Source organism: Telluria sp. GW821-FHT07G12 (assembly GCF_059418525.1).
On sequence record NZ_JBWKQA010000002.1, the window covers coordinates 484968 to 507989 of the forward strand.

Here is a 23022-nt window from a genome sequence, read left to right on the forward strand (position 1 = left end):
CAAATGTGGAATTCTTCGATGGAAATTAAGGTCAACTTTCTCGACAAGCTTCGTCTCGAAGCCAAGTTCGACGACTTCACGGTGATCGCCGACCAGCCGATCCGCTACAAGGGCGACGGCTCCGCACCCGGTCCCTTCGATTATTTCCTGGCTTCGTCGGCCCTGTGCGCGGCCTATTTCGTGAAGTTGTACTGCAACACGCGCAACATCCCGACCGAAAACATCCGTCTTTCGCAGAACAATATCGTCGACCCGGAAAACCGCTACCAGCAGATTTTCAAGATCCAGGTCGAGCTGCCGCCGGATATCTCCGAAAAGGACCGCCAGGGCATCCTGCGCTCGATCGACCGCTGCACCGTGAAGAAAGTGGTGCAGGCCGGTCCCGAATTCGTGATCGAGGAAGTCGAGAACCTGGATGCCGATGCGCAGGCGCTGCTCACTTTGCAGCCCGCCGGCGATGCGGCCACTTATATTCCTGGCAAGGACCTGCCGCTGGAGCAGACCATTGCGAACATGTCGGGACTGCTGGCGGACCTGGGCATCAAGATTGAAATCGCTTCCTGGCGCAATATCGTGCCGAATGTGTGGTCGCTGCATATCCGCGATGCGCATTCGCCGATGTGTTTCACGAATGGCAAGGGCGCGACCAAGGAAAGCGCATTGGCCTCGGCCCTGGGCGAGTACATCGAACGCATCAGCAATAACCATTTCTATGCCGGCAGCTATTGGGGCGAGGAGATCGCCAACGCGGCCTTCGTCCATTACCCGAACGAGCGCTGGTTCAAGCCTGGTCCGGATGACGCACTGCCGGACGGGATTCTCGACGAGTACAGCCTGGAGATCTACGATCCGGAAGGCGAATTACGCGGCTCGCACCTGATCGACACCAATTCCGGCAATGTGGAGCGCGGTATCGTTGCGCTGCCTTATGTGCGCCACTCGGATGGGGAGACAGTGTATTTTCCGTCGAACCTGATCGAGAACCTGTACGCCAGCAATGGCATGAGCGCCGGGAACACGCTGGCGGAAGCGCAGGTGCAATGCCTGTCCGAGATTTTCGAGCGCGCGGTGAAGCGCGAAATCCTCGAAGGCGAGATCGCACTCCCGGACGTGCCCCAGGAAGTGCTGGCGAAATACCCTGGCATCGTGGCCGGCATCCAGGAACTGGAAGCGCAAGGCTTTCCGGTGCTGGTCAAGGACGCCTCGCTGGGCGGCGCCTATCCGGTCATGTGCGTGACCCTGATGAACCCGCGGACCGGCGGCGTGTTTGCCTCCTTCGGCGCGCACCCGAGCTTCGAAGTGGCGCTGGAACGCAGCCTGACCGAATTGCTGCAGGGCCGCAGTTTCGAGGGCCTGAACGATCTGCCGGCGCCGACCTTCGCCAGCGAAGCGGTGACCGAGCCGTATAACTTCGTCGAGCACTTCATCGATTCCAGCGGCGTGGTGTCGTGGCGCTTCTTCAGCGCGAAGGCGGCTTACGATTTCGTCGAATGGGATTTCACGGCCGAAGGCGAAGACGCCAATGCCGAGGAAGCCGCGACCCTGCTCGGTATTCTCGAGGAGATGGGCAAGGAAGTGTACATGGCGGTCTACGACGAGCTTGGCGCGACGGCCTGCCGCATCCTGGTGCCCGGTTATTCCGAGATCTACCCGGTCGAAGACCTGGTCTGGGATAACACCAACAAGTCGCTGCTGTTCCGCGAAGACATCCTGAACCTGCACCGCCTCGACGACGAGGCCCTGGCGGCGCTGCTGGACCGCCTCGAGAACAATGAGCTGGACGAGTACTCTGACATCGCCACCCTGATCGGCATCGAATTCGACGAGAACACCGAGTGGGGCCAGCTGACGGTGCTGGAACTGCGCCTGCTGATCAATCTCGCCTTGCAGCTGCTGGAAGAAGCGCATGAACTGGTCGGCGCCTTCCTGCAGTACAACGACAATACCGTCGAGCGTCGCCTGTTCTACCAGGCCCTGAATGCGGTGCTGGAAGTGGAGCTGGATGAGGAGCTGGAGCTGGACGATTACGTCGTCAATTTCCGCCGCATGTACGGCAATCCGCGCATGGATGCGGTGCTGGGCTCCGTCGACGGCAGCGTGCGTTTCCATGGCCTGACGCCGACCAGCATGAAACTGGAAGGCCTGGACCGCCACCATCGCCTGATGGACAGCTACCGCAAGCTGCACGCGGCGCGGGCCAAGGCCGCGGCGCGCTCGCGCTAAGGCTGGTCGCCGAGCACCACGCAGTTGCGCCCCGCGTCCTTGGCGCGGTACAGCGCGGCATCGGCCAGCCGCATCAGGGTGTCCGGATCGCCGGCGCCCGGCTCAGTCTGGACCGCGATGCCGACACTGATCGTCACCCGGCCCGACTTCGCGCCGGCGTGGGCTATGGCCAGGCCTTCGATCGCGCCGCGCAACGCTTCGCCGATCTGGCGCGCTTTGTCGGCGCCGGTGTTCGGCAGCACGATCGAAAACTCTTCGCCGCCGTAGCGCGCCGTCAGGTCGCTGGCGCGCCGCATGCCGGCCGCCAGCGTCTGCGCAACGCGGGTCAGGCAGGCATCGCCGGCCTGGTGGCCGTAGTAATCGTTGAATCGCTTGAAGTAGTCGACGTCCAGCATGATGACGGCGAGCGGCTGCTTCATGCGTGCGGCGCGCGCGCATTCGTTGCGCAGCACTTCGTCGAAATGGCGGCGGTTGGCCAGGCCCGTCAGGCCGTCCGTGATCGACAGGGTCGCCAGCTTGCGGTTGGCGGCTTCCAGCTGCGCGGTGCGCTCGGCAACGCGCTGCTCGAGGCTGTCGTGCAGCCGGGCGCTGGCGATCGTGGTCATGGCCTGGGCGCCCAGCATGCGCAGGAACTCGACGCGCTCGCCGGTGAACGAGGCTTCGGCCAGCCGGTTCTCGAAATACAGCACGCCGGCGACGATGCCGCCGTGCCGGATCGGCAGGCACATGAGGGCGCGCGGCCGCTGCTGCTGCACGTAGGGGTCGGCGGCGAAGCGTGAGGCGTTCGCGACGTCGTCTTCGATCACTTCGGCGCCGGTGCGGATCACGTAGCGCAGCACCGACAGCGGGAACTGCGGATCGCTGTCCGCATCGAGGTCGAGCTGGCGCGACTGCAGTACGGTGACGGACTCGCCGTCGCCGTCCGCCTCCAGCCTGCACACGCCGTCGGACAGCAGCAACAGGCGTGCCACCTGGCCGCCGGCGTTCTCGCGCACGATGGCGATCAGGCGCTGCAGCACATTGCGCAGGCCGACTTCGTTCGACAGGATCTGCGTCGCCTTCAGCAGTGAGACCAGGTCGAGCGCGCTGGCGCCGTGGGTGCTGGAATGCGTCTGCGTCGTGCGGCTCTCCATCCTCGCCAGCTGCGCGCCGTGACGCTTGCGCAACTGCGCCACCTTGCCTTCGGCGCCCCACTGGCCGTAACGGGCGATGGCGTCCTTGATGAAGACCGCGGCCACGCGCGGCTGCCCCTGGTCCAGCCAGCACTCGCCGCACAGCTCGTTCGCCAGCGCCTGCAGGTTGACGTAGCCGGCCAGGCCGGCGGCGTCGATCGCTTCCTGGTAGCGGCGCGTCGCCAGCGGCAGGTCCTGGCGCCAGCGCGCCACCTCGGCCTGCACCAGCAGCTGCCTGGCGCCGCTGTTCTCCGGGCTCTGTTGCGCCCAGCGCGCGAGGCTGGCCTGCAGCGTCTCGACTTGCGCCAGCAGCTCGGCGGCATCAGGACGCCCGGGATTGCGCCGCAGCGCGCGTACCAGGATCAGCGCGGTGTAGAAACTGGTCTCCGGCACCTTGGCCTGGCCGCGCATGATCTGGGTGACGCTTTCCAGCTGGCCGGCCAGGGCCTCGGCATCGGCGGTGTCGAACAGATAGGCGTTGCGGATCTTCCCCTGCAGGTAGTAGGCGCGGTAGAGGCGCGAGTCGCCGTAGCGTGCCAGGAAGCCGGCCTCGGTGAAGTCCGCATCGTCGTAGTTGTCGCTGCGCGGCGTGTGGCCCAGCAGGGATTTGATCGGCTGGATCGCGCCGGCCAAGCAGCAATCGGCCATCGCCTGCTGGCCGTTGGCGCGCATCAGCGCCAGGTCACGCTCGATGGCGTGCATCAGGTCCGGCAGGTAATCGCCCAGGATGATCCGCTCGGTGGCGCGCACGGCCGCCACCACGCCCACCTGCACGAAATCGCCGATTTCCAGCGCCCAGCCCATCGCTTCGTCGTACAGCGCGTCGGAGTTGCGCAGCGGCCGCGTCCAATGGCTGGTCATGGCGGCGAACATCACCGCCGTCTGGATGCGGGTCTGCAGGTTAGCGCGGCCCCGGGCCAGCGCCATCGCCATCGCGCCGAAGCGGTAGCCGCGCTCGGCGTCGCCGCTTTGCAGGGTCAGCAGGAAGGCGTAGGCGACATAGGCGACCGCGCTGAAATCGTCGGTGCCCTGCTGCATGGACAGGCGCGTCATCGACACCACCATCAGCGCGCTCAGGTCCTGCTGGCCGGCATAGTAGGCGGCCAGCCACAGGCCGTGCATGGTCTGCATGGCGGCCACCGCATGCGGATCGCTCATCTCGCCGGCCGCAAGCAGCGCGTCCGGCGCGCGGCCGTCGTGCAGCTGTTCGATGTCGGCGAGGATGTTACTGAAGCGGGCCTTCAGTTGCGCGGTATCGTCCGAGATATCGACACCCAGCTGCGCCAGGCCCTCGCGCAGGATGGCGATGGCGTCGTGCAGGCGGCCCTGCAACTGATACTGGTGCGCCTGCACCTTGATGCAGCGTAGCTGTTCGAGCGGGGTCGCGCTGCGCGCCCGTACCAGCGGATAGATCGCCTCGGCGGCATCGAACTGGCCGCACAGGTAGGAGGCTTCGGCCACGCCGAGCTGCAGGTCCAGCCAGAGGCCGGGCTGGCTTTGCGATGCGTCCGGTGGCAGCAGCTCGAGACCGGTGCGCATGTGTTCGAGCGTCGCCTGGAAGGCGGCGGAGCGGCGGGCCTTGGCGCCGGCGCGCAGGTTCAGCCCCGCCAAGTGCAGGCGCTCGCCGGCGTCGAGGATCAGCGCACGCCCGGCATTCAGCTGCTCGACGATCTCGAACAGTTTTCCGTCCAGTGCCTCCGACGCCGTGTGCCGCAGCAGCAGGCGGCCGATGCGCAGGTGGTTCGCCGCCCGCGTGGCGGCATCGGCCACCTGGTAGGCGGCCTGCTGGACGCGGTCGTGCAGGAAGCGGTAGCCGACGCCGTTGTCGCCGGCGGCGCCGTCGGTATCGACATACTTGTAGCGCTCGTCGATTGGCTGGATCAGCCCCGCGTCGAGCGCCGGCCACAATTCCTGCTGCGTGAGCCAAGGGCTGCGTTCGACGGCGAGGGCCAGCGTGTCGAGCGCGAAGCGATTGCCGATCGACGCGCCCAGCTGCAGCATGCGCTGGGTGGCGACGGGCAGGCGGCGGATCTTGTCGAGCAGCAGCTCGACCACGTTGTCGGTGTACGCGGCCTGTTCGATCGCCGCCAGGTCCCAGTCCCAGCAATCGCCGGCGGCCCGGTAGCGCAGATGGCCGGCTTCATGGATCGAGCCCAGGAACTGGTTGAGGAAAAACGGATTGCCGCCGGTCTTGCGGAAGCACAGGCGCGTGAGCGGCGCGCATTCGGCGGCCGGCAGGCGCACAGTGGCCGCCACCATCCGCGCCACCTGCGGCTCGGTCAAGGGACCCAGCATCAGCGTCGACAGACGGACGCCGTGGCTCCGCAGCTTGTCGCGCAGGGCGATGAGCGGGTGAAGGGCTTCGACTTCGTTGTCGCGGTAGGCGCCGATGACCAGCAGGTGGCCGCTGTCGCGCGACACCATGAACAGCTCGATCATCCGCAGCGTGGCCGCATCGGCCCATTGCAGGTCGTCGAGGAAGAGCACCAGCGGATGGGCGGCGTCGGCGAACACCTCGACGAAGCGAGGAAACACGCGGGCCAGGCGGAGCTGGGCCTGTTCCGGTGGCAGAGGCGAGACCGTTTCGGTGGGGCCGACGATCAGCGCCAGCTGCGGAATCAGCTCGACCATCACCCCGAGGCCGCTGCCCAGCGCGCCGCGCAGCTTGCCGGCCCAGTGGCTCAGCGTTTCCTCGGGCTCGCCGAGCAGCTGGCGCACCAGGCCCTGGAAGGCCTGGATCAGCGATGCGTAGGGCAGATCGCGCTGGAACTGGTCGAATTTACCGGCCAGGAAGCAGCCGCGCCGGGCGACGATGGGCTTCTGCACCTCGTTGACCACCGCCGACTTGCCGATGCCCGAATAGCCGGCCACCAGCAGCATCTCGCTGCCGCCCTCGGCGCTGCGCTCGAAGGCCGCCAGCAGGGCGGCGATCGCGTCCTCGCGGCCGTGCAGGGTCTGCGGCACCATGAAGCGGCCGTTGTGTTCGGATAGCCTGAGCGGCAGCGCCGGCGCCGACGTGGCCATGCCTGCGCGGCAGGCTTCGAGGTCGCTGCGCAGGCCTTGCACGCTCTGGTAGCGCTGCTCGGCGTTCTTTTCCAGCAGGCGCTGGACGATCGCCAGCAGGGCGCCGGGCAGGGCGGCCAGCACCGGGTGCGACCAGTCGGGGCTGCGCGCGATATGGCAATGCACGAGTTCCATCTCGTCGCGCGCCTCGAACGGCGCCTGCCCGGTCAGCAGTTCGTAGAAGGTGGCGCCGAGCGCGTAGAAGTCGGCGCGGTAGTCGACCCGCCGGTTCATGCGCCCGGTCTGTTCCGGCGCCATGTAGCGTAGCGTGCCTTCCAGCGCGTGCGGATTGACGATGCCCTGCACCTCGTGCGGCAGCTCGCAGGCGATGCCGAAATCGATCAGCTGCAGCAGCCGCCGTTCCTGGTTCCACACCAGGTTGGACGGATTGATGTCCTTGTGGATCACGCCGTGACCGTGGACTTCCTCCAGCGCCGCGCACAGCTGCAGCGCGATGTCGAAGAAATCGTCGAGCGGCAGGGCGGGCTGCGAAGCATCGCCGTTTGCCGCCAGCCGCGTGCGCAGCACCCTGTCCAGCGCGAGGCCGCCGACGTCTTCCTGGACCATCATCCAGCGCCCGCCGCGCAGCTGCAGCGCGAGTGGACGCACGACGCCCGGATGGCGGCAGCGGCGCGCGATCGCATACTCGCGCTTGAACTGCGCCAGCTGCTGGAAGGAGGGAAATGCCTGATTCGGGAGTTTGACGATCAGCGCGGTGCCATCCCCGGCGCGGGCACGATAGACCAGCGAGCGGGAACTGTCGTGCAGCTGTTCGATGATCTCGTGGTCGAGGAGGGCGTCCATAGGCTGGAATTGCGATGTGGCAATTATTATATCAGGTGGGTGGCGCGTCAACACAAACGCTGCAAGTGGTAGGATGCCGCCTTTGCTTTCATCCCGGAGATCGCCATGACCATATTCGCCACGCCCGTTTTCGACGCGACCGTCGTCTACGAAGGCAAGGAACTCTTCAAGGGAAGGGGAGCCGCAAGCATGTGGGCCGAAAAGCTGGCCCGCGAACTCGAAACCGCTGTCACGGTCGAGAAGATCGGCACCGGCTGGGCGCTGTGCGGGCAGGTCGACGGCGTCGACTGCCGCTGGGGCATCCACGGCCAGCGCCTGATGCGTCTGGGCTGAGCCGGGGAAAAGCAAGCATGTCGACTCCCGCGCTGACCGTCTCGCGGATTCTCCACGCCGGCTACGTGTTCGAATGCGGCGGCACGCGCATCGCCTTCGATACGATTTTCGAGAATCCGTTCAGCCGCAATTGCCACGCCTTTCCCGAGGTCCGCTTCGACCACGAGCAGATCCGGCGCCAGCGCTTCGATGCCGTGTTCATCTCGCACTTCCACGACGACCACTGTTCGCTGGAGAGCCTGGATCTGCTGGACCGTGCGACGCCCCTCTATATCTACTGCCTGTTCGAGGAACTGTTCGACATGGTGCGCCAGCTGGGCTTCCATCAGGTGCATGCCTTGCGCCTGAACGAGGCGGTCGAGGTCGGGCCCTTCCAGGTGATCCGGCGCGAAGCCATGGATGCCGAGGTCGATTCGATGTTCCAAGTCAGGGCGGCCGGGCTGAATGTCCTGAACGTGGTCGATTCCTGGATCGACGAGGATACGCTTGCCGGGCTGGTGGCGGAGGGACCCTGGGACATGGTCCTGTGGCCTTTCCAGACCATGCGCGAGCTCGAAGTGCTGACGCCCTCGCGCGCCGCGGCGGCCCCGCCCGCGCTGCCGGAACAGTGGCTGGCCCAGATCGGGGCGCTGGCGCCGCGTTACGTGGTGCCGAGTTCCTGCCAGTTCCTGCAGGAGCCGTGGTCCTGGTACAACCGCGCCTTCTTCCCGATTTCGTATGCGCGCTTCGCGCAGGAGGTGGCGGCGGTGCTGCCGGAGGTCCAGGTGGTGCGCCTCGATCCCTCGGTCTCGGTGCGGCTGGATGCGGCATCCCTGCAGCCGGCGCCGCCCTTGCCCTGGGTGATCCCGGTGGGCGAGCAGGACGTCGACTACGTCTACGAAGGCAATGCCGCGCCGCCGCCCACCGCGGAGATCGCGTGCCATTTCGCAGCGCTGAGCGCCGAACAGTTCGAGCGCGTGATGGATTACTGCCGCGTGGACCTGCTCGAGAAGGTAGGGGAGACCGAAGCCGCCTCCGGCTTTTTCGACCGGGTGCGGGTGTGGCAGCTGTCGGTCTACGACCACGCGGGGCAGGCGACGCGTTTCCGCTATCGCCTCGAGCCCGATGGCAATACGTACCCGGACGAGGGCGGCGCGCCGCTGGCATGGACCACCGAGATCCCCGCCGCCAAGCTGTATGCGGCGCTCGAACTTGGCGAGTCGCTGACCTCGATGTACATGCGCATCAACGACACCGTGTTCGATGCGGACGTCGAGCGCGAGCTGCTGGATGCCGACGTGGTCGACGATCCACTGATCCGTTCCCTGTTCAACGACAGTTTCGGGGCCTACCAGGCGGCCCAGTTGCGGCGGCTGCTGGGGCGAACGAGCGAATAGGCCTCGCCGCTTCTGTTTGGCATTGCCTCCGGGATATTTTTATGGCAATGTCACCGTTCAGCCTACCCGATCAGAACGGAGAACCCCATGCAGGCAAAACACCTGTTGTCGGCCCTCGCGGCCACCATGCTCGCCGCCGGCATGACGCCGAGCGCGATGGCAGCATCCAAGACCGCGGCGCCGGCGAGCGCCGCCCCGTCCAGCGCCTACAACCAGCCGCCAAAAGAAATCCTGGACGTGATGCGCGCCCCGCCGCCGCCGTCTCCCTCGCTCAGCCCCACCCGCGACAAGCTGATGCTGATCACGATGGAGGAGTACCCGTCGATCGCCAAGGTCGCCACGCCTTTCCTGCGCCTGGCCGGCGTGCGCATCGAGCCGGGCAACCAGAGCCAGCACGATACCCCGGGCGGCTACGGCATCCCGCCCTGCGTGAGCGCGATCGACCTGGTGCAGGTCGCTGACGGCCGGCAGACCAAGGTGAAGCTGCCGGCGAATGCCTGCCCGCGGCGCCCGGTCTGGAGCGCGGACGGCCAGCGTTTCGCCTTCGAGAACATCACCAATGAAGCGGTCGAACTGTGGGTCGGCGATGCGAAGACCGGCGCCGTGCGCCGCCTGCCGGGCGTGCGCCTGAACCAGATGTTCGGCGACCAGATGCAGTGGATGCCGGACCAGAAGACGCTGCTGGTCAAGCTGTCGACCGCGCAAAAGGCGCCGCCGGCCGAGGCGCCGGGTTCCGATGGCCCGGGCATCCAGGAATCGCTGGGCGCGATGGGGCAGAGCAGCACCTACGAAAACCGCGACACGCTGCGCAACCGCCACGACGAAGAGCTCTTCAACTACTACGGCAGCTCGCAGCTGGCGCTGGTCGATGCCGCGACCGGCAAGATCACGCCGGTCGGCAGGCCCGGCATGTACGAGGAACTGGACGTGGCGCCCGACGGCCGCCACGCGGTGGTGACCGAGATCCGCACGCCGTACTCCTACGTGACCACTTTCGACCGCTTCCCCAAGCAGGTCGATATCTGGGACCTGACCCAGCGTGCGGCGAAAGGCGCCAACCCGGTGGTGCGCGAGATCGCTGCGCTGCCGCTGGCCGACCGCGTGCCGAACCGCGGCGTGCCTGTCGGTCCGCGCAGTTTCAGCTGGCGTCCCACGGAAGCCGCGACCCTGGTCTGGGCCGAGGCGCTGGACGGCGGTAATCCCAACGTCCAGGCGGCGGAGCGCGACAAGCTGATGATGCTGAAGGCGCCGTTCAATGCGGCACCCGTCGAGATCGTTCGCACCCAGCAGCGCTTCGGCGGCCTGGCCTGGAGCGAGAAGGCCGACGTGGCCCTGCTGAGCGACTATGACGTCAACCGCAAATGGCTCCGCACCTGGCAGATCAACGTCGACGATGCGCAGAATTCGCGCCGCCTGATCTGGGACCTGTCCAGCGACGAGCGCTACGCCGATCCGGGACGCCCGGTGCGCCGCCAGCTGGCCAACGGCTTCCCGGTGGTCCGCGTGGACGGGGACACGATCTTCCTGTCCGGCGCCGGTTCCTCGCCGGACGGCGACCGTCCCTTCCTCGACAGGTTCAACCTGAAGAGCCAGCAATCGGAGCGCCTGTTCCGCAGCTCGAAGGCCTCCTACGAGCAGTTCCTCGGCTTCGCCGGCAACGACACCTCGCGTCTGCTGACCTGGTACCAGTCGGCCGAGGAGACGCCCAACGCCTTCGTGCGCACCCTGGGTGCCGGCACTGGGGCCGCCGCCGGTGAGCCGAGCTATGCATCGTCCAGCGTCGCGCTGACTCACCTGACCGACCCGACGCCGGAAGTCCGCCAGATCAAGAAACGCCTGGTGAAGTACAAGCGCGCCGACGGCATCGAGCTGTCCTTCACGCTGTACACCCCGCCGGGCTACAAGGAAGGCACCCGCCTGCCGACCATCCTGAACGCCTATCCGCTCGATTATGCGGATGCGTCCAAGGCCGGCCAGACCACCGGCTCGCAAGCCACCTTTACCCGCCTGCGCCAGTACCGCCTGCTGCTGCTGTCGGGCTACGCGATCATCGACAGCGCGGCCTTCCCGATCGTCGGCGATCCGCGCAAGGCCTACGACACCTACACCGAACAGCTGGTGGCGAACGCCAAGGCGGCCGTCGACGAAGCCGTGCGCCTGGGCGTGGCGGATCCGGACCGCATCGGCGTGACCGGGCATAGCCACGGCGCGCTGATGACCGCCAACCTGCTGGCGCATTCGAACCTGTTCCGCGCCGGTGCGGCCACCAGCGGCTCGTACAACAAGTCGCTGACGCCCTTCGGCTTCCAGAACGAGCGCCGCTCGGTGTGGGAAGCGCCGGAGGTCTACACCAAGGCCTCGACCTTCTTCTACGCCGACAAGCTGAAGACGCCGCTGCTGATCGTGCACGGCGGCGACGACGCCAACCCGGGCACCACGCCGCTGCAGTCGGTCAAGCTGTACGAAGCGATCCGCGGCAATGGCGGCGTGACGCGCCTGGTGATGCTGCCGCACGAGCCGCACTGGTACGCGGCGCGCGAATCGAACGAGCAGCTGGTGTACGAAATGCTGCGCTGGTTCGACAAGTACGTGAAGAATGCGCCGCCGGCCCCGGCGGCCGGCGCGCAGACCGCCAGCCGCTGATAGGAAGGCGCGCAGCTCAGAACGTAAGGTCTGCGCGTACGCCGAAGTAGCGGTGATAATCCCGCGGCGGCAGCCACTCCGTGGTGTTCACCGCCAGCGGCACGTTCGGCGCCTTGGGGCTCCAGGTGCCGTTCGCAATGCTGCTGTTCAGGCCCGCCGCGTAACGCTTGTCGAACAGGTTGTTGACGAACAGGCTGGCCTTCCAGCGGCCCTGCTTGTCCGCGGCGCCAAAGCTCAGATTGGTGATGCTGTAGGCGCCCTGGATCGTGCTCGGGTCCTGGTTCAGCGAGTACTGGGTACGGCTCTGGTAGCGAGTGGTGCCCGAAATGAAGCCATCGAAGGGCAGGGCCGCGAGCGGCAGGTCCAGCTGGCCGCCGAGGTTCAGCTTGATCTTCGGGGCGTTCGGCAGCGTCTTGCCGGCCAGGTCCTGGACGTTGGTGTTGTTGAATTCCGGGCTCTGGTGGCAGCCGGGACCCGGCGTCGCCGCGTTGCCGGCGGCATTCAGGACGTTGTAGCAGGGACCGTTGCGAAACTCCCGGATCGTGGCGCGCGTGTAGGCCAGGCTGCCGTTCAATTGAAGCAGCCGGGTCGCGCGCACCGAGCCTTCCATTTCGAACCCTTCGGTGCGCAAGCCGCCGATGCTGTTCAGGGCTGTGCGGAAGATGCCGTCGTAGTCGAAGAAGCCGGCCGACTGCTGGAAGTTGCGGAAGTCCGTGCGGAACACGGCCGCCGAGAACATCGCGCGATTGCTCCACAGGCTTTGCTTCCATCCCAGCTCGTAGCTGCGGGCGGTTTCCGGCGCCACCGGCGGACGGGCGGCGAGGACCGCCGTGAAGCTGGACGTCAGGTCGTAGGCGATCCCCTTGTGACCCGTGGAGATCGTGCCGTACACCATGGCATCCTTGTCCAGGCGGTGTTCGAGGCCCAGCTTCCAGGTCCGGCTGCTGTTGCTGTCCGAGCGCGTATAGAACTCGGTCTGCGCGAAGGCCTGTGGCGGCACCGTGTAGCGGCGGAAGTTGTAGCCCGTGTCCTCGTCATTGAAGCGTCCACCGACTATCAGGCTGGTGTCGGGCCGGAAGTCCCAGCTGCCCTGGCCGTAAATCGCCTTGTTGGTATTCCAGGCGTCGGCGCCGTAGTTGGTGCCGTAGTTGGCGATCAGCGGCACCTTGGCCAGCTCGCGGTTCAGGTCATTCTTGCCGTACCAGATGCCGACCACGTAGCGCAGCGGCCCCCGGTCCGGTGAGGTCAAACGGAATTCCTGGGTGCTCGACTTGACGTTGAATACACCGTACTGGTAGATCCCGCCGTGCATCCTCGTGGGCGAGCCGTCCTGCAACGTCAGGAACTGCAGGATATCGATGTCGGTGGCGTCGTTGTCCTGGTAGTCGTCCATATGGTACTTGCTGTAGGACGAGATGGAGCTCAGCGTATGGCCGGCCAGTGGGCCGGCGTCCGGGAAGCCGTAGTCGATCTTCAGGCCCGTGCCCCAGTCGTGGAACTTGCCGCCGGTGGGATAATCGTTGCGCACGTCGCGGTTCGACGGATTGATGGCGATGCCGGCCAGGACCACCGACTGCGGCAGCTGCGGCGCGTTGCGGTACAAGCCGCCGGGCGTCATCGACGAGAACGCGGTGGTGCAGCAGAACTTCTCGGTGCGGTTGTAGTGCGGGGTCAGCGTGAAGCTGAGGCTGTCGACCGGACGCCATTCGAATTTCGCATTCAGGTTATCGCCCTTGCTGCCATTGAGCTTGCCGCCGGTAGTCAGGTTGTTCAGCGTGCCGTCGTAATTGGTCTTGCTGGCGGCGACACGCATGCGGAAGCTGTCCGAGACCGCGCCGGATACGCTGAGGCCTGCGCGCCATTCGTTGTCGTTGGTGGACAGCAGCGTCGCATTCGACTTGACCGGTCCGCCGATCGGCTTGGTGGTGATGTTCAAAGCGCCGGCGATCGAGCTTTTGCCGAAGAGGGTGCTTTGCGGACCTTTCAGTACTTCGATACGGTTAACGTCGGCGAGGTCCTTGAAGGCGTTGGCCTGCATGCCGAGCGGGATGTCGTCGACGATAACGGCGACGTCGGCTTCCACGCCGATACCCAATGAATACGTGCCTACTCCGCGCATGTTGATGCTGAAGTTGCCCGGTTGGGTGCCGTAGGATAGCGTGAGGGCCGGCGAGAGCGACGGCAGGTCGTCCAGCTCGCGGACATTCGAACGCTGGAGTATCGCATCGCCGAGGACGGTGATTGAGGCTGGCACGTCCTGCAGGTTCTGGGCGCGCTTGTTGGCGGTGACGACCACGGTATCGAGTTTGCCCGTGTCGGGCTGCTGTTGTACTTGTTGTGCCTGAGCGGCATTGACGAACATGGCGGCGCCAATGGCAAGGGCCAGTGGAGTTGGGGAGAGGTGTCGTTGGTGCGGCATGCTTGGTCTCCATATTGTAAATATTCGATTTGGCAACGTTTCCAATTCGCGCCGTTCGTTTGGGCTTCGGACCGCTGCCGTGATTGGACGGCAGGGTTCGATGGCAAGCTGTAAGGGAGAATGGCGGCGCTGGGGAAAACGTTTATTACGTCTTAATAGCCACACTAAACAAGCGCTAAGTTGGGCGGCGTTCTCGAACTTCAGTTAAACGTTTTCCACCGTATTAAAAATATACTAAATGGTGTGAATAGACAAGCGCACGAGTTTTTTTGCAACATTGTCTTCTGCAGCACGGTAGAGGAGATGTCATTCCTGCACACTAGGCACATCGTATAGGCGGCATATGAAGGAGAACGGATGACAACATCACCCGTAACAGTGGAGCAGGGCATCCGGGCGGCAGGCGTCGGAAAATTCCAGTACCGCCTTTTCGCCATCTTCGGACTCGTCTGGATGGCCGATGCCATGCAGGTGCTGGCGATCGGCTTTACCGCGCCGACGATCGCGAGAACCTTCGGGATCGCGATGCCGCGCGCGCTCGAGAGCGGCACCTTTTTCTTCATCGGCATGCTGATCGGCGCCTTCGTCTTCGGGCGACTGGCGGACCGCATCGGGCGCCGCCCTGTCCTGATGGCGGCGGTGCTGGTGGACGCCTGCTTCGGGGTGGCGTCGAGCTTCGCGCCCGACTTCGGCTGGCTGCTGGCGCTGCGTTTCCTGACCGGCATCGGCGTCGGCGGCACGCTGCCGGTGGATTACACGATGATGGCGGAATTCCTGCCGAGCGAACGGCGCGGCCGCTGGCTGGTGCTGCTCGAATCCTTCTGGGCGGTCGGCACGATCCTGCTGGCGGTGCTGGCGCTGGCGGCGCTGCGCTGGGGCGCGGATGCATGGCGCGTGATCTTCTTCGTGACCGGCATTCCGGCACTGGTGGGCGTGGTGCTGCGGCTCTCGATTCCCGAATCGCCGATGTACCTGAACCGCAGCGGCATGCCGGAGCAGGCACGCGCCGTCCTGCAGCGCATCGCCAGGGTCAACGGGAGCCAGGCGGCGATCCCGAGCCTGCATCCGGAGACGGCCGAGAAGCGCTCGATGTTCGCGCTGTTTTCCAGCGAACTGCGGCGCCGGAGCGTGTCGCTGTTCGTGGCCTGGGCGTTGATCTCGGTGGCCTATTACGGCGTGTTCGTCTACCTGCCGGTCAAGCTGAGCGCCGAAGGCTTCGGCTTCATGCGCGGCCAGGAATTCCTGATCGTGCTGGCGCTGGTACAGTTGCCAGGCTTCGCGTTGTCGGCCTATGGCGTGGAGCGCTGGGGCCGCAAGCCGACCCTGGTCGGCTTCCTGCTGCTGAGCGCCGCCGGCTGCCTGTGCTACAGCCTGGGCAGCGCGACGGCGCTGGTGGTCGGGTCGACCCTGCTGATGAGTTTTGCGCTGCTGGGGACCTGGGGCGCGCTGTATGCCTTCACGCCCGAGGTGTATCCGACCGGCCTGCGCGCCAGCGGGATGGGACTGGCAGGCGCGGTCGCACGCTTCGGCGGGCTGCTGGCGCCGGCCGTCATCGCGCCGGTGATGACGGCGCACTTCACGCTGGCGCTGGCCATGCTGGCGGGCTTCCTGGCGCTCGGGGCGGCCGCGATCCTGTGCGTGGATGTGGAGTCGCGCAACCGGGCCCTCGATTAACGCAATTCGACCCACGGCGACTTGCCATCCGCCGTGCAGCTTGTATAGTAGCCCGCATCACAGGGAGGCCCTGCATGCGCGATGCGATCGTAGTCGGAGGCGGCCACAATGGCCTGGTATGCGCCTTTTACCTGGCCCGCGCCGGGCTCAAGGTGACGGTGCTGGAGCAGCGCGGCGTGGTGGGCGGCGCTGCGGTGACCGAGGAGTTCCATCCGGGTTTCCGCAATTCGGTGGCGTCCTATACCGTGTCGCTGCTGAATCCCAAGGTGATCCGCGAGATGGACCTGCCGGCGCATGGCCTGCGCGTGGTCGAGCGGCCGCTCGCCAACTTCCTGCCGCTGGACGACACGCACTACCTGAAGCTCGGCGCCGGCCGGACCGCCGCCGAGGTGGCGAAGTTTTCCCAGCGCGATGCCGAGCGGCTCGACGATTATGCCCGGCACCTGGACGACGCCGCCGACCTGCTGCGCGAGCTGGTCCTGCAGACGCCGCCCAACCGCGTGCAGGGCGGCTGGTTGGAAGCGCTGCCCGAGCTGCTCAAGGCCGGCAAACTCGGGAACCGCGTGCGCAAGCTGCCGCTCGCCGCCCAGCGCGAGCTGCTCGACCTGTTCACCAAGTCGGCCGGCGATGTACTGGACGGCTGGTTCGAGAGCGCGCCGATCAAGGCGGCCTATGGCTTCGACAGCGTGGTCGGTAATTACGCCAGCCCCTTCACGCCGGGTTCGGCCTACGTGCTGCTGCACCACGTGTTCGGCGAGGTGAACGGCAAGAAGGGCGCCTGGGGCCACGCCATAGGCGGCATGGGCGCGATCACCCAGGCAATGGCGAAAGCGGCGCAGGCGCGCGGCGTCGAGATCCGCACCGGCTGCGCAGTCGGCGAGATCCTCACGGCGAAGGGGCGCGCCACCGGCGTCGTCACGGCGCAGGGCGAGCGCCTCGATGCCCGGGTAGTGGTGTCGAACCTGAATCCGCGCCTGCTCTACACCCGCCTGGTCGATCCGGGCGTGCTGCCAGCGGACTTCCTGCGCCGCATGCAGGCCTGGCGCTGCGGCTCCGGCACCTTCCGCATGAACGTGGCCCTGTCGGAGCTGCCGGACTTCAGCTGCCTGCCCGGCAGGGAGGCGGCCGAGCACCACGCCAGCGGCATCATCATCGCGCCCAGCCTGCAGTACATGGAGCGCGCCTACCACGATGCGCGGGCGCTGGGCTGGGCGAGGGAACCGATCGTCGAGGTCCTGATCCCGTCGACCCTGGATGCAGGCCTGGCGCCGGCCGGCCAGCACGTGGCCAGCCTGTTCTGCCAGCACGTGGCGCCGCAGCTGCCCGACGGCGCCAGCTGGGACGAGCACCGCGAGCAGGTGGCCGACCTCATGATCGATACCGTCAGCCGCTACGCGCCCAACTTCAAGGGCGCCGTGCTAGGACGCCAGATCATGAGCCCCCTGGACCTGGAGCGCACCTTCGGCCTGGTGGGCGGCGACATCTTCCACGGCGCCCTCGGCCTCGACCAGCTGTTCGCGGCGCGGCCCATGCTGGGGCACGCCGATTACCGCGGCCCGCTGCAGGGCCTGTACACCTGCGGCGCGGGCGCGCATCCGGGCGGCGGCGTCACCGGAGCGCCGGGCCACAACGCCGCGCGCGAGGTGCTGCGCGACTTCGCCCGGCGCGACAGGCAGTTCGCCTAGACGCGCAGCCGGTCCAGCCGCAGGCGCTGCCTGTGGTCGCTCAGCGCCCGCACCGCCAGCAGGGCCGCGCCGGCGGACGCCAGCCCGCTCGCGCCGGCGAGCAGGAACATCAGCAGGATCTGGTACTTCACTGCCTCCATCGGATCCATCCCGGCCAGCAGCTGCCCGGTCATGATGCCGGGCAGGGTGATGATGCCGGCGGCCGACATCTGGTTCGCCACCGGGATCATGCCGCGCCGGATCGCGTTGCGCAGCAGCGGCGCGATCGCTTCGCGGAAGGGCGTGCCCAGCGCCAGCCGCGCCTCGATGCGAGCGCGCTCGCGCACGACCCCGTCCAGGATGCCGTCCAGCGCCAGCGAAGCAGCATTCAGCACGCTCCCCAGCACGATGCCCATCAGCGGAATCGCATAGCGCGGCGCATACCACGGGTCCGGCCGCACCGCCGTGGTCAGGGCCAGCAGCACGGTGGCGAAACCGGCGCAGGCGACGACCGCGGCGCTGATCTGGTAATTCATCCGGCGCTTCAGGCGCTGCTTCGGCCGGGTCGCGACTTCGCGCGCGGCGGCGGCGATCATGAACAGGATCACGGCGGCGGTGGCGCCCGGGGATGCGATGGCGAACACGCTGCGCAGCACCATGCCGACGATGGCCAGCTGCAGCACCATGCGCACGGCGGCGATGAGAATCTGGCGGTGCACGCCGAGCCGCAGCGCCAGCGACAGCGCGGCGTCGAGCAGGATCAGCAGCGCGGCCGCCAGCAGGTCGGAGGCGCCCAGGTGGATGGCGTTCATCGGATGCTCAGCTTTCCCCGGTCGAGATAAAACACCCGCTGCGCCAGGCGCTGGGCCTGTTCGCTCGAGTGGGTCACGATCAGGATCGCCATGCCCCGCGCCAGGCAGCCCGACAGCAGCGCCTCGGCGCGCGCGACCGAGCCCGGATCGAGGCTGGCGGTCGGCTCGTCCAGCAGCAGCACGCGCGGGTCTTTCGCCAGCGAGCGCACCAGGGCCAGGCGCTGGCGCTCGCCGGTGGACAGGCGCTCGACCTCGCTGTCCAGCAGAGCGTGGGAGAGGCCGAGCGCGGGCAGGGCCTGGTCGAGGAAGCCGCGCTGCGCCGCCTCGAAATGCTCGCCGGCGCTGGCTTCCCACCATGCCGGCTCGGCCGCCTGGTAGACCACCTGCGCACGCCAGGCCGGCGCCGGCATCGATGTGTTCGAGCGGCCGTCGAGCAGGACCTCGCCCTCGTGCGGGTCGAGGTCGGCCAGCATGCGCAGCAGCACGCTCTTGCCGGCGCCGGACGGTCCCTGGATGGCGACGCATTCGCCGGCCTGGAGGTCGAAGTCAAAGGGGCCCCCGAAGCGCGAACGCAGGCCGCGCGCGGACAGGAGCGCGGGAGCAGGGGAGTGGCCGGAGATTCCGGACAAGGGAGTGGAGGGCATGAGTTTTTCTTGTGCGACAGGATTCTGCTGAGATTGTTACATTAATGCCAATATTTTGCATCGTAGCGAATCGGAGAAACATGAAATTACGAGCCCATGCCATTCTGCTTGCGCTGGCCGCCGGCGCAGTGCAGGCTCAGGAAGTGGAACAAAAGCAGCCGGCCGACCCGCTGGCCGAACCGGCGGCGGCGCCCGCGGCCGCGCGGGAGACCCAGGTCTATGCGGACTCGCGGCAGTACAAGAGCTATGGCGCGGCGGCGCTGGAAATCCTCGGCTTCCAGCTCGTGCTGAACCGCGTCGACCACGCCTTCGTCAAGCCGGACGACTACGGCGTCAGCGTCGGCTCGATCCGCCGCAACCTGCGCAGCAGCTGGGTCGAAGACCGCGACCCCTTCGAGATCAACCAGATGGGCCACCCCTACCAGGGCTCGGTCTACTTCAATATCGCGCGCAGCAATGGCCTGACGTTCTGGGAATCGATGGGCTATGCCTTCGCCGGCAGCGCCGTGTGGGAAATCGCCGGCGAGACCACGCCGCCCTCGCGCAACGACCAGATCACCACCAGCTTCGGCGGCAGCTTCCTCGGCGAAGCCCTGTACCGGATGGCCAACCTGGTGCTGGACCGCGGCGACGGCACTTCGCCATGGCGCGAAGTGGGCGCGGGCCTGGTCTCGCCCTCGCTCGAGTACAACCGCCAGAAGGGCTCGCGCCGCGCCGCCTCGCTGTGGGCCGGCGCCACGCCGGCCACCTTCTCGCGCCTGCAGCTGGGCTACAGCAACCCGTCGAGCAGCAATGTCGGCCCCTCGCTGGCGACCAAGCGCCGCGAAGTCGCGGCCGACTTCGCGCTGGAATACGGCCTGCCGGGCAAGGAGGCTTACACCTATCGCAAGCCTTTCGACTACTTCCTGTTCCGCGCCCGCGTGTCGAACGCGAACGGCCTCGAAAGCCTGACCTCGCGCGGCATGCTGACCGGGACCACCTGGGGCTATGGCGAGCGGGCGCGCGGCATCGCCGGCATCTACGGCAGCTACGACTACCTGTCGCCGCAGCTGTTCCGCATCGCCAGCACGGCGGTTTCGCTGGGCGGCAATGCGCAGGTCTGGCTGGCGCGCGAACTGGCGCTGCAGGCCCATGCCTCGGGCGGCGTCGGCTATGTATCGACCGGCACGATCCGCGCCAGCACGGGCGGTCAATACCACTACGGCTTTGCGCCGCAGTCCATGCTGGGCCTGCGCCTGATCTGGGACAACAAGATGTCGCTGGACCTGAGCTCGAGCGCCTTCTTCGACGGCAAGCAGCACGGTCTCGAATCGGGAGGCAAGGACCGCGTGCTGCGCGGAGACGCCTCGCTCAGCTACCGCTTGTCCGGCCCGCACGCGCTCACGCTCAAATACCTGACATCGCGCCGCGGTTTCTCCTTCCCCAACGTGGTGTCAAGGCAGCAGCGCTACGACTCGGTCGGCCTGTATTACAGTTGGCAGCCGGCGCGCAGCATGGGTGCAGTGAGCTGGTAAGCGCGATGCGGCGGCGTCTCAGCGCAGCCAGGCCTGCAGCACGTCCGCGCTCTGGTTCATGCCGGACTTCAGGCGGCGCTCCGCCAGCGCCGCGCATTGATCGACACTGCCGGCGCCCTGGTCCGCGGCTTTCGCGGCGAGCGCCCTGGCCGCGATCCCGAAGCCGAGGATGGCTTCGTCCCAGCTCAGCCCCGAGGCCAGCGCATGTTCGACCACGTGCGCGGCCAGCGCGCCCAGGCGCTCGACCCGCTCGCCATCCATATTCCCGACCTTCAGCATGTTCTCTCCCGTGTGTGTACGGGGCGGGCGCCCCGGGCCGTCTTTTGTAGCACGCACTGCGCCGGCCTTCCGTACGCTGGCCCGCCTTCAAAGGCAGGCTGGTGGCGCGCGCCGGAAAAGTGCCTGGAATGCTAGATTCCTTCGCATGCACGCACAGTTCGATTTCTCAGGCAGTCCCGATGGCCCCGCGCTCGCACCGCAGGCGCCCGCACCGGCGCGCGTGCGCCACGTGCTGCGCATGCGCAAGGAGATCCTGGCCACCGTCGAGGACATGGTAGTCGACGAAGTGCCGGTGGCGCTGGTCTACAACGGCATCTCGCACGCGGTGATGATGGCGACGCCGGCGGACCTGGAAGAATTCGCGCTCGGCTTCTCGCTCAGCGAAGGCATCGTCGCAGGGCCGGGCGAGTGTTACGGCATCGAGGTCGAACCGGGCCGCGACGGCATCGCCGTGCAGCTCGAGATCGCCGGCAAGGCCTTTGCGGCGCTGAAGGCGCGGCGCCGCACGCTGGCCGGGCGCACCGGCTGCGGCCTGTGCGGCGTGGACAGCCTGCAGCAGGTATCGCGCGCGTTGCCGCAGCTGGCGCCCGCGCGCGGCTTTCATGCGGCGGCGGTGCGGCGCGCCCTCGATGCCATCGGCGCCGAGCAGGCGCTGACGCGGTCGACCGGCGCCGCCCACGCCGCCGCCTGGTGCGGCATGGACGGTGGGCTCCGGATCGTGCGCGAGGACGTCGGCCGCCACAACGCACTGGACAAGGTCATAGGCGCGATGGCGCGCGCGCGCGTGCACCCCGCGGACGGCTTCTTCCTGATCACCAGCCGCGTCAGTTTCGAGATGGCGCAGAAGGCAATCGTGAGCGGTGTGCCGGCGCTGGTTGGCATGTCGGCGCCGACCCTGGCGGCGGTGGATCTGGCGGAGCAGGCCGGCATGACCCTGCTGGCCTTTGCGCGCGGGCGCGACTTCGTCTGCTACACCCACCCGCAATACCTCGGCCTGGATTAGTGACCGGCGCCCGTGTCGGCGTGAACAGCGGGCAGGAACCAGTTCATCAGCACCGCACAGATGCCGCCGGTGGCCACTCCCGACTCCAGCACGTTGCGCAGCGCCGACGGGATGTGCGCGAGGAATTCCGGCACCTGCGACACGCCCAGCCCCAGCGCCAGCGACACCGCGATGATCAGCAGTGCGCGGCGGTCCAGCGTAACGCTGGCCAGGATGTTGATGCCGGCCGCCGCTACCGCGCCGAACATCACCATGGCGGCGCCGCCGAGCACCGGCTCCGGCACCGCCTGGATCACGCCGGCCACGCTTGGGAACAGGCCCAGCACCACGAGGAAGAGGGCGATCCACATGCCGACATGGCGGCTGGCGATGCCGGTCAGCTGGATCACCCCATTGTTCTGGGCGAAGATCGAGCTGGGGAAGGTGTTCAGCAGGCCGGCCAGCAGCGAGTTGGCGCCGTTGACCAGCACCCCGCCCTTGATGCGCCGCATCCAGGTCTCGCCTTCGACCGGCTCGCGCGACACCTTGCTGGTGGCGGTGACGTCGCCGATGGCTTCGAGCGAGGTCACGAGGTAGATCACGATCATCGGAATGAACAGCGACCACGAGAAGCCCAGCCCGAAGTGCAGCGGCTGCGGCACCTGGAACCAGGCCGCCTGGTGCATGCCCGTGAAATCCAGGCGCCCCAGCGAACCGGCGAGCAAGTAGCCCACCGCAAGCGCGATGATGATGGCGCCACTGCGCATCCACACCACCGGCACGCGGTTCAGCAGCACGATGATCGCCAGCACCACGCCCGACAGCAGCAGGTTCTCGCCGTTCGCGAAGCTCCCGTTCGACATCGCCGCGAAGCCGCCGCCCATGCTGATCAAACCGACCTTGATCAGCGTGAGGCCGATCATCAGCACTACGATGCCGGTGACCAGCGGCGTGATCATGCGCTTCACGAAAGGCAGGATGCGCGACACGCCCATCTCGATGAAGGAGCCGGCCACCACCACGCCGAAGATCGCGGCCATCACGGCTTCGACCGGCGTGCCCTGCTTGACCATCAGGCTGCCGCCGGCGATCAGCGGGCCCACGAAGTTGAAGCTGGTGCCCTGCACGATCAGCAGTCCTGCGCCGAAGGGACCGAAGCGGCGGCACTGGACGAAGGTGGCGATGCCGGACACCACCAGCGACATCGAGACGATCAGGTTGGTGTCGCGCGCCGAGACGCCCAGCGCCTGGCAGATCAGCAGCCCGGGTGTGACGATGGGGACGATGATCGCCAGCAGGTGCTGGAGGGCGGCGAGGATGGCGACCAGGGGGCGCGGGCGGTCTTCGAGGCCGAGGACCAGGTCGGGGCCTGGCGGCGCGGCTGTGGGGAGGGGCGGTCGTGTGTTCATGGCGGGCGCGG

At 67.1% G+C, this 23022-nt stretch carries 14 protein-coding genes; 8 read left to right on the forward strand and 6 right to left on the reverse strand.

Translation table 11 applies throughout. The annotated features are described in order from the left end of the window. The first annotated feature begins 18 nt into the window (after positions 1-18). Positions 19-2223, forward strand: coding sequence for an OsmC domain/YcaO domain-containing protein (locus tag AC07PE_RS10355; protein ID WP_498763875.1), 2205 nt, complete (start codon positions 19-21; stop codon positions 2221-2223). On the opposite strand, the gene AC07PE_RS10360 is transcribed toward AC07PE_RS10355, so the two are convergent. Beyond that, positions 2220-7262: a diguanylate cyclase gene (locus tag AC07PE_RS10360; RefSeq protein WP_498763877.1), complete on the reverse strand. Its 5043-nt coding sequence runs from the start codon at positions 7260-7262 to the stop codon at positions 2220-2222. The genes AC07PE_RS10355 and AC07PE_RS10360 overlap by 4 nt on opposite strands. Before the next feature lie 105 nt (positions 7263-7367). On the opposite strand from AC07PE_RS10360, the gene AC07PE_RS10365 reads away from it, so the two are divergent. The 3 genes from AC07PE_RS10365 to AC07PE_RS10375 all read left to right on the forward strand — a co-directional run bounded on the left by AC07PE_RS10365 (position 7368) and on the right by AC07PE_RS10375 (position 11614). Then, entirely contained in the window at positions 7368-7595 is a 228-nt protein-coding gene (locus tag AC07PE_RS10365) for a hypothetical protein (RefSeq protein ID WP_498763879.1), read from the forward strand. A 17-nt stretch (positions 7596-7612) separates the two neighbouring features. Next, positions 7613-8971: an MBL fold metallo-hydrolase gene (locus AC07PE_RS10370; RefSeq protein WP_498763881.1), complete on the forward strand. Its 1359-nt coding sequence runs from the start codon at positions 7613-7615 to the stop codon at positions 8969-8971. Between the two features lie 87 nt (positions 8972-9058). Next, positions 9059-11614 carry a S9 family peptidase gene (locus AC07PE_RS10375; RefSeq protein WP_498763883.1) on the forward strand — a complete coding sequence of 852 codons (2556 nt, stop codon included), beginning with the start codon at positions 9059-9061 and terminating at the stop codon, positions 11612-11614. A 16-nt stretch (positions 11615-11630) separates the two neighbouring features. Here the strand turns inward: AC07PE_RS10375 and AC07PE_RS10380 are convergent, their stop codons facing one another. Beyond that, positions 11631-14033 carry a TonB-dependent receptor gene (locus AC07PE_RS10380; RefSeq protein ID WP_498763885.1) on the reverse strand — a complete coding sequence of 801 codons (2403 nt, stop codon included), beginning with the start codon at positions 14031-14033 and terminating at the stop codon, positions 11631-11633. A gap of 357 nt (positions 14034-14390) precedes the next feature. Here AC07PE_RS10380 and AC07PE_RS10385 point away from each other — a divergent pair, with 357 nt between their 5' ends. Both AC07PE_RS10385 and AC07PE_RS10390 read left to right on the forward strand, forming a co-directional pair. Next, the gene (locus tag AC07PE_RS10385) at positions 14391-15707 is read left to right on the forward strand and encodes an MFS transporter (protein WP_498763887.1); all 1317 of its coding nucleotides are present in this window, start codon (positions 14391-14393) and stop codon (positions 15705-15707) included. Positions 15708-15781: 74 nt separating this feature from the next. Next, complete coding sequence (locus AC07PE_RS10390) at positions 15782-17392, forward strand: phytoene desaturase family protein (protein ID WP_498763889.1); 1611 nt, start codon at positions 15782-15784, stop codon at positions 17390-17392. On the opposite strand, the gene AC07PE_RS10395 is transcribed toward AC07PE_RS10390, so the two are convergent. Both AC07PE_RS10395 and AC07PE_RS10400 read right to left on the reverse strand, forming a co-directional pair. After that, entirely contained in the window at positions 17389-18183 is a 795-nt protein-coding gene (locus tag AC07PE_RS10395; RefSeq protein WP_498763891.1) for an ABC transporter permease, read from the reverse strand. The two genes, AC07PE_RS10390 and AC07PE_RS10395, sit on opposite strands and share 4 nt — an antisense overlap. Continuing rightward, a complete protein-coding gene (locus tag AC07PE_RS10400) occupies positions 18180-18827 on the reverse strand; it encodes an ABC transporter ATP-binding protein (protein ID WP_498763893.1) in 648 nt (215 codons plus the stop codon). Before AC07PE_RS10400 ends, AC07PE_RS10395 begins: the two co-directional genes overlap by 4 nt. Positions 18828-18907: 80 nt before the next feature. Between AC07PE_RS10400 and AC07PE_RS10405 the strand changes: the two genes are divergently transcribed. Beyond that, entirely contained in the window at positions 18908-20341 is a 1434-nt protein-coding gene (locus tag AC07PE_RS10405) for a DUF3943 domain-containing protein (RefSeq protein WP_498763895.1), read from the forward strand. A gap of 18 nt (positions 20342-20359) precedes the next feature. On the opposite strand, the gene AC07PE_RS10410 is transcribed toward AC07PE_RS10405, so the two are convergent. Continuing rightward, positions 20360-20620, reverse strand: coding sequence for a hypothetical protein (locus AC07PE_RS10410; RefSeq protein WP_498763897.1), 261 nt, complete (start codon positions 20618-20620; stop codon positions 20360-20362). Between the two features lie 145 nt (positions 20621-20765). On the opposite strand from AC07PE_RS10410, the gene fdhD reads away from it, so the two are divergent. After that, entirely contained in the window at positions 20766-21623 is an 858-nt protein-coding gene (gene fdhD, locus AC07PE_RS10415; RefSeq protein ID WP_498763899.1) for a formate dehydrogenase accessory sulfurtransferase FdhD, read from the forward strand. Here fdhD and AC07PE_RS10420 read toward each other — a convergent pair. Continuing rightward, positions 21620-23011: a nucleobase:cation symporter-2 family protein gene (locus AC07PE_RS10420; protein ID WP_498763901.1), complete on the reverse strand. Its 1392-nt coding sequence runs from the start codon at positions 23009-23011 to the stop codon at positions 21620-21622. The two genes, fdhD and AC07PE_RS10420, sit on opposite strands and share 4 nt — an antisense overlap. Between the last annotated feature and the right edge of the window lie 11 nt (positions 23012-23022).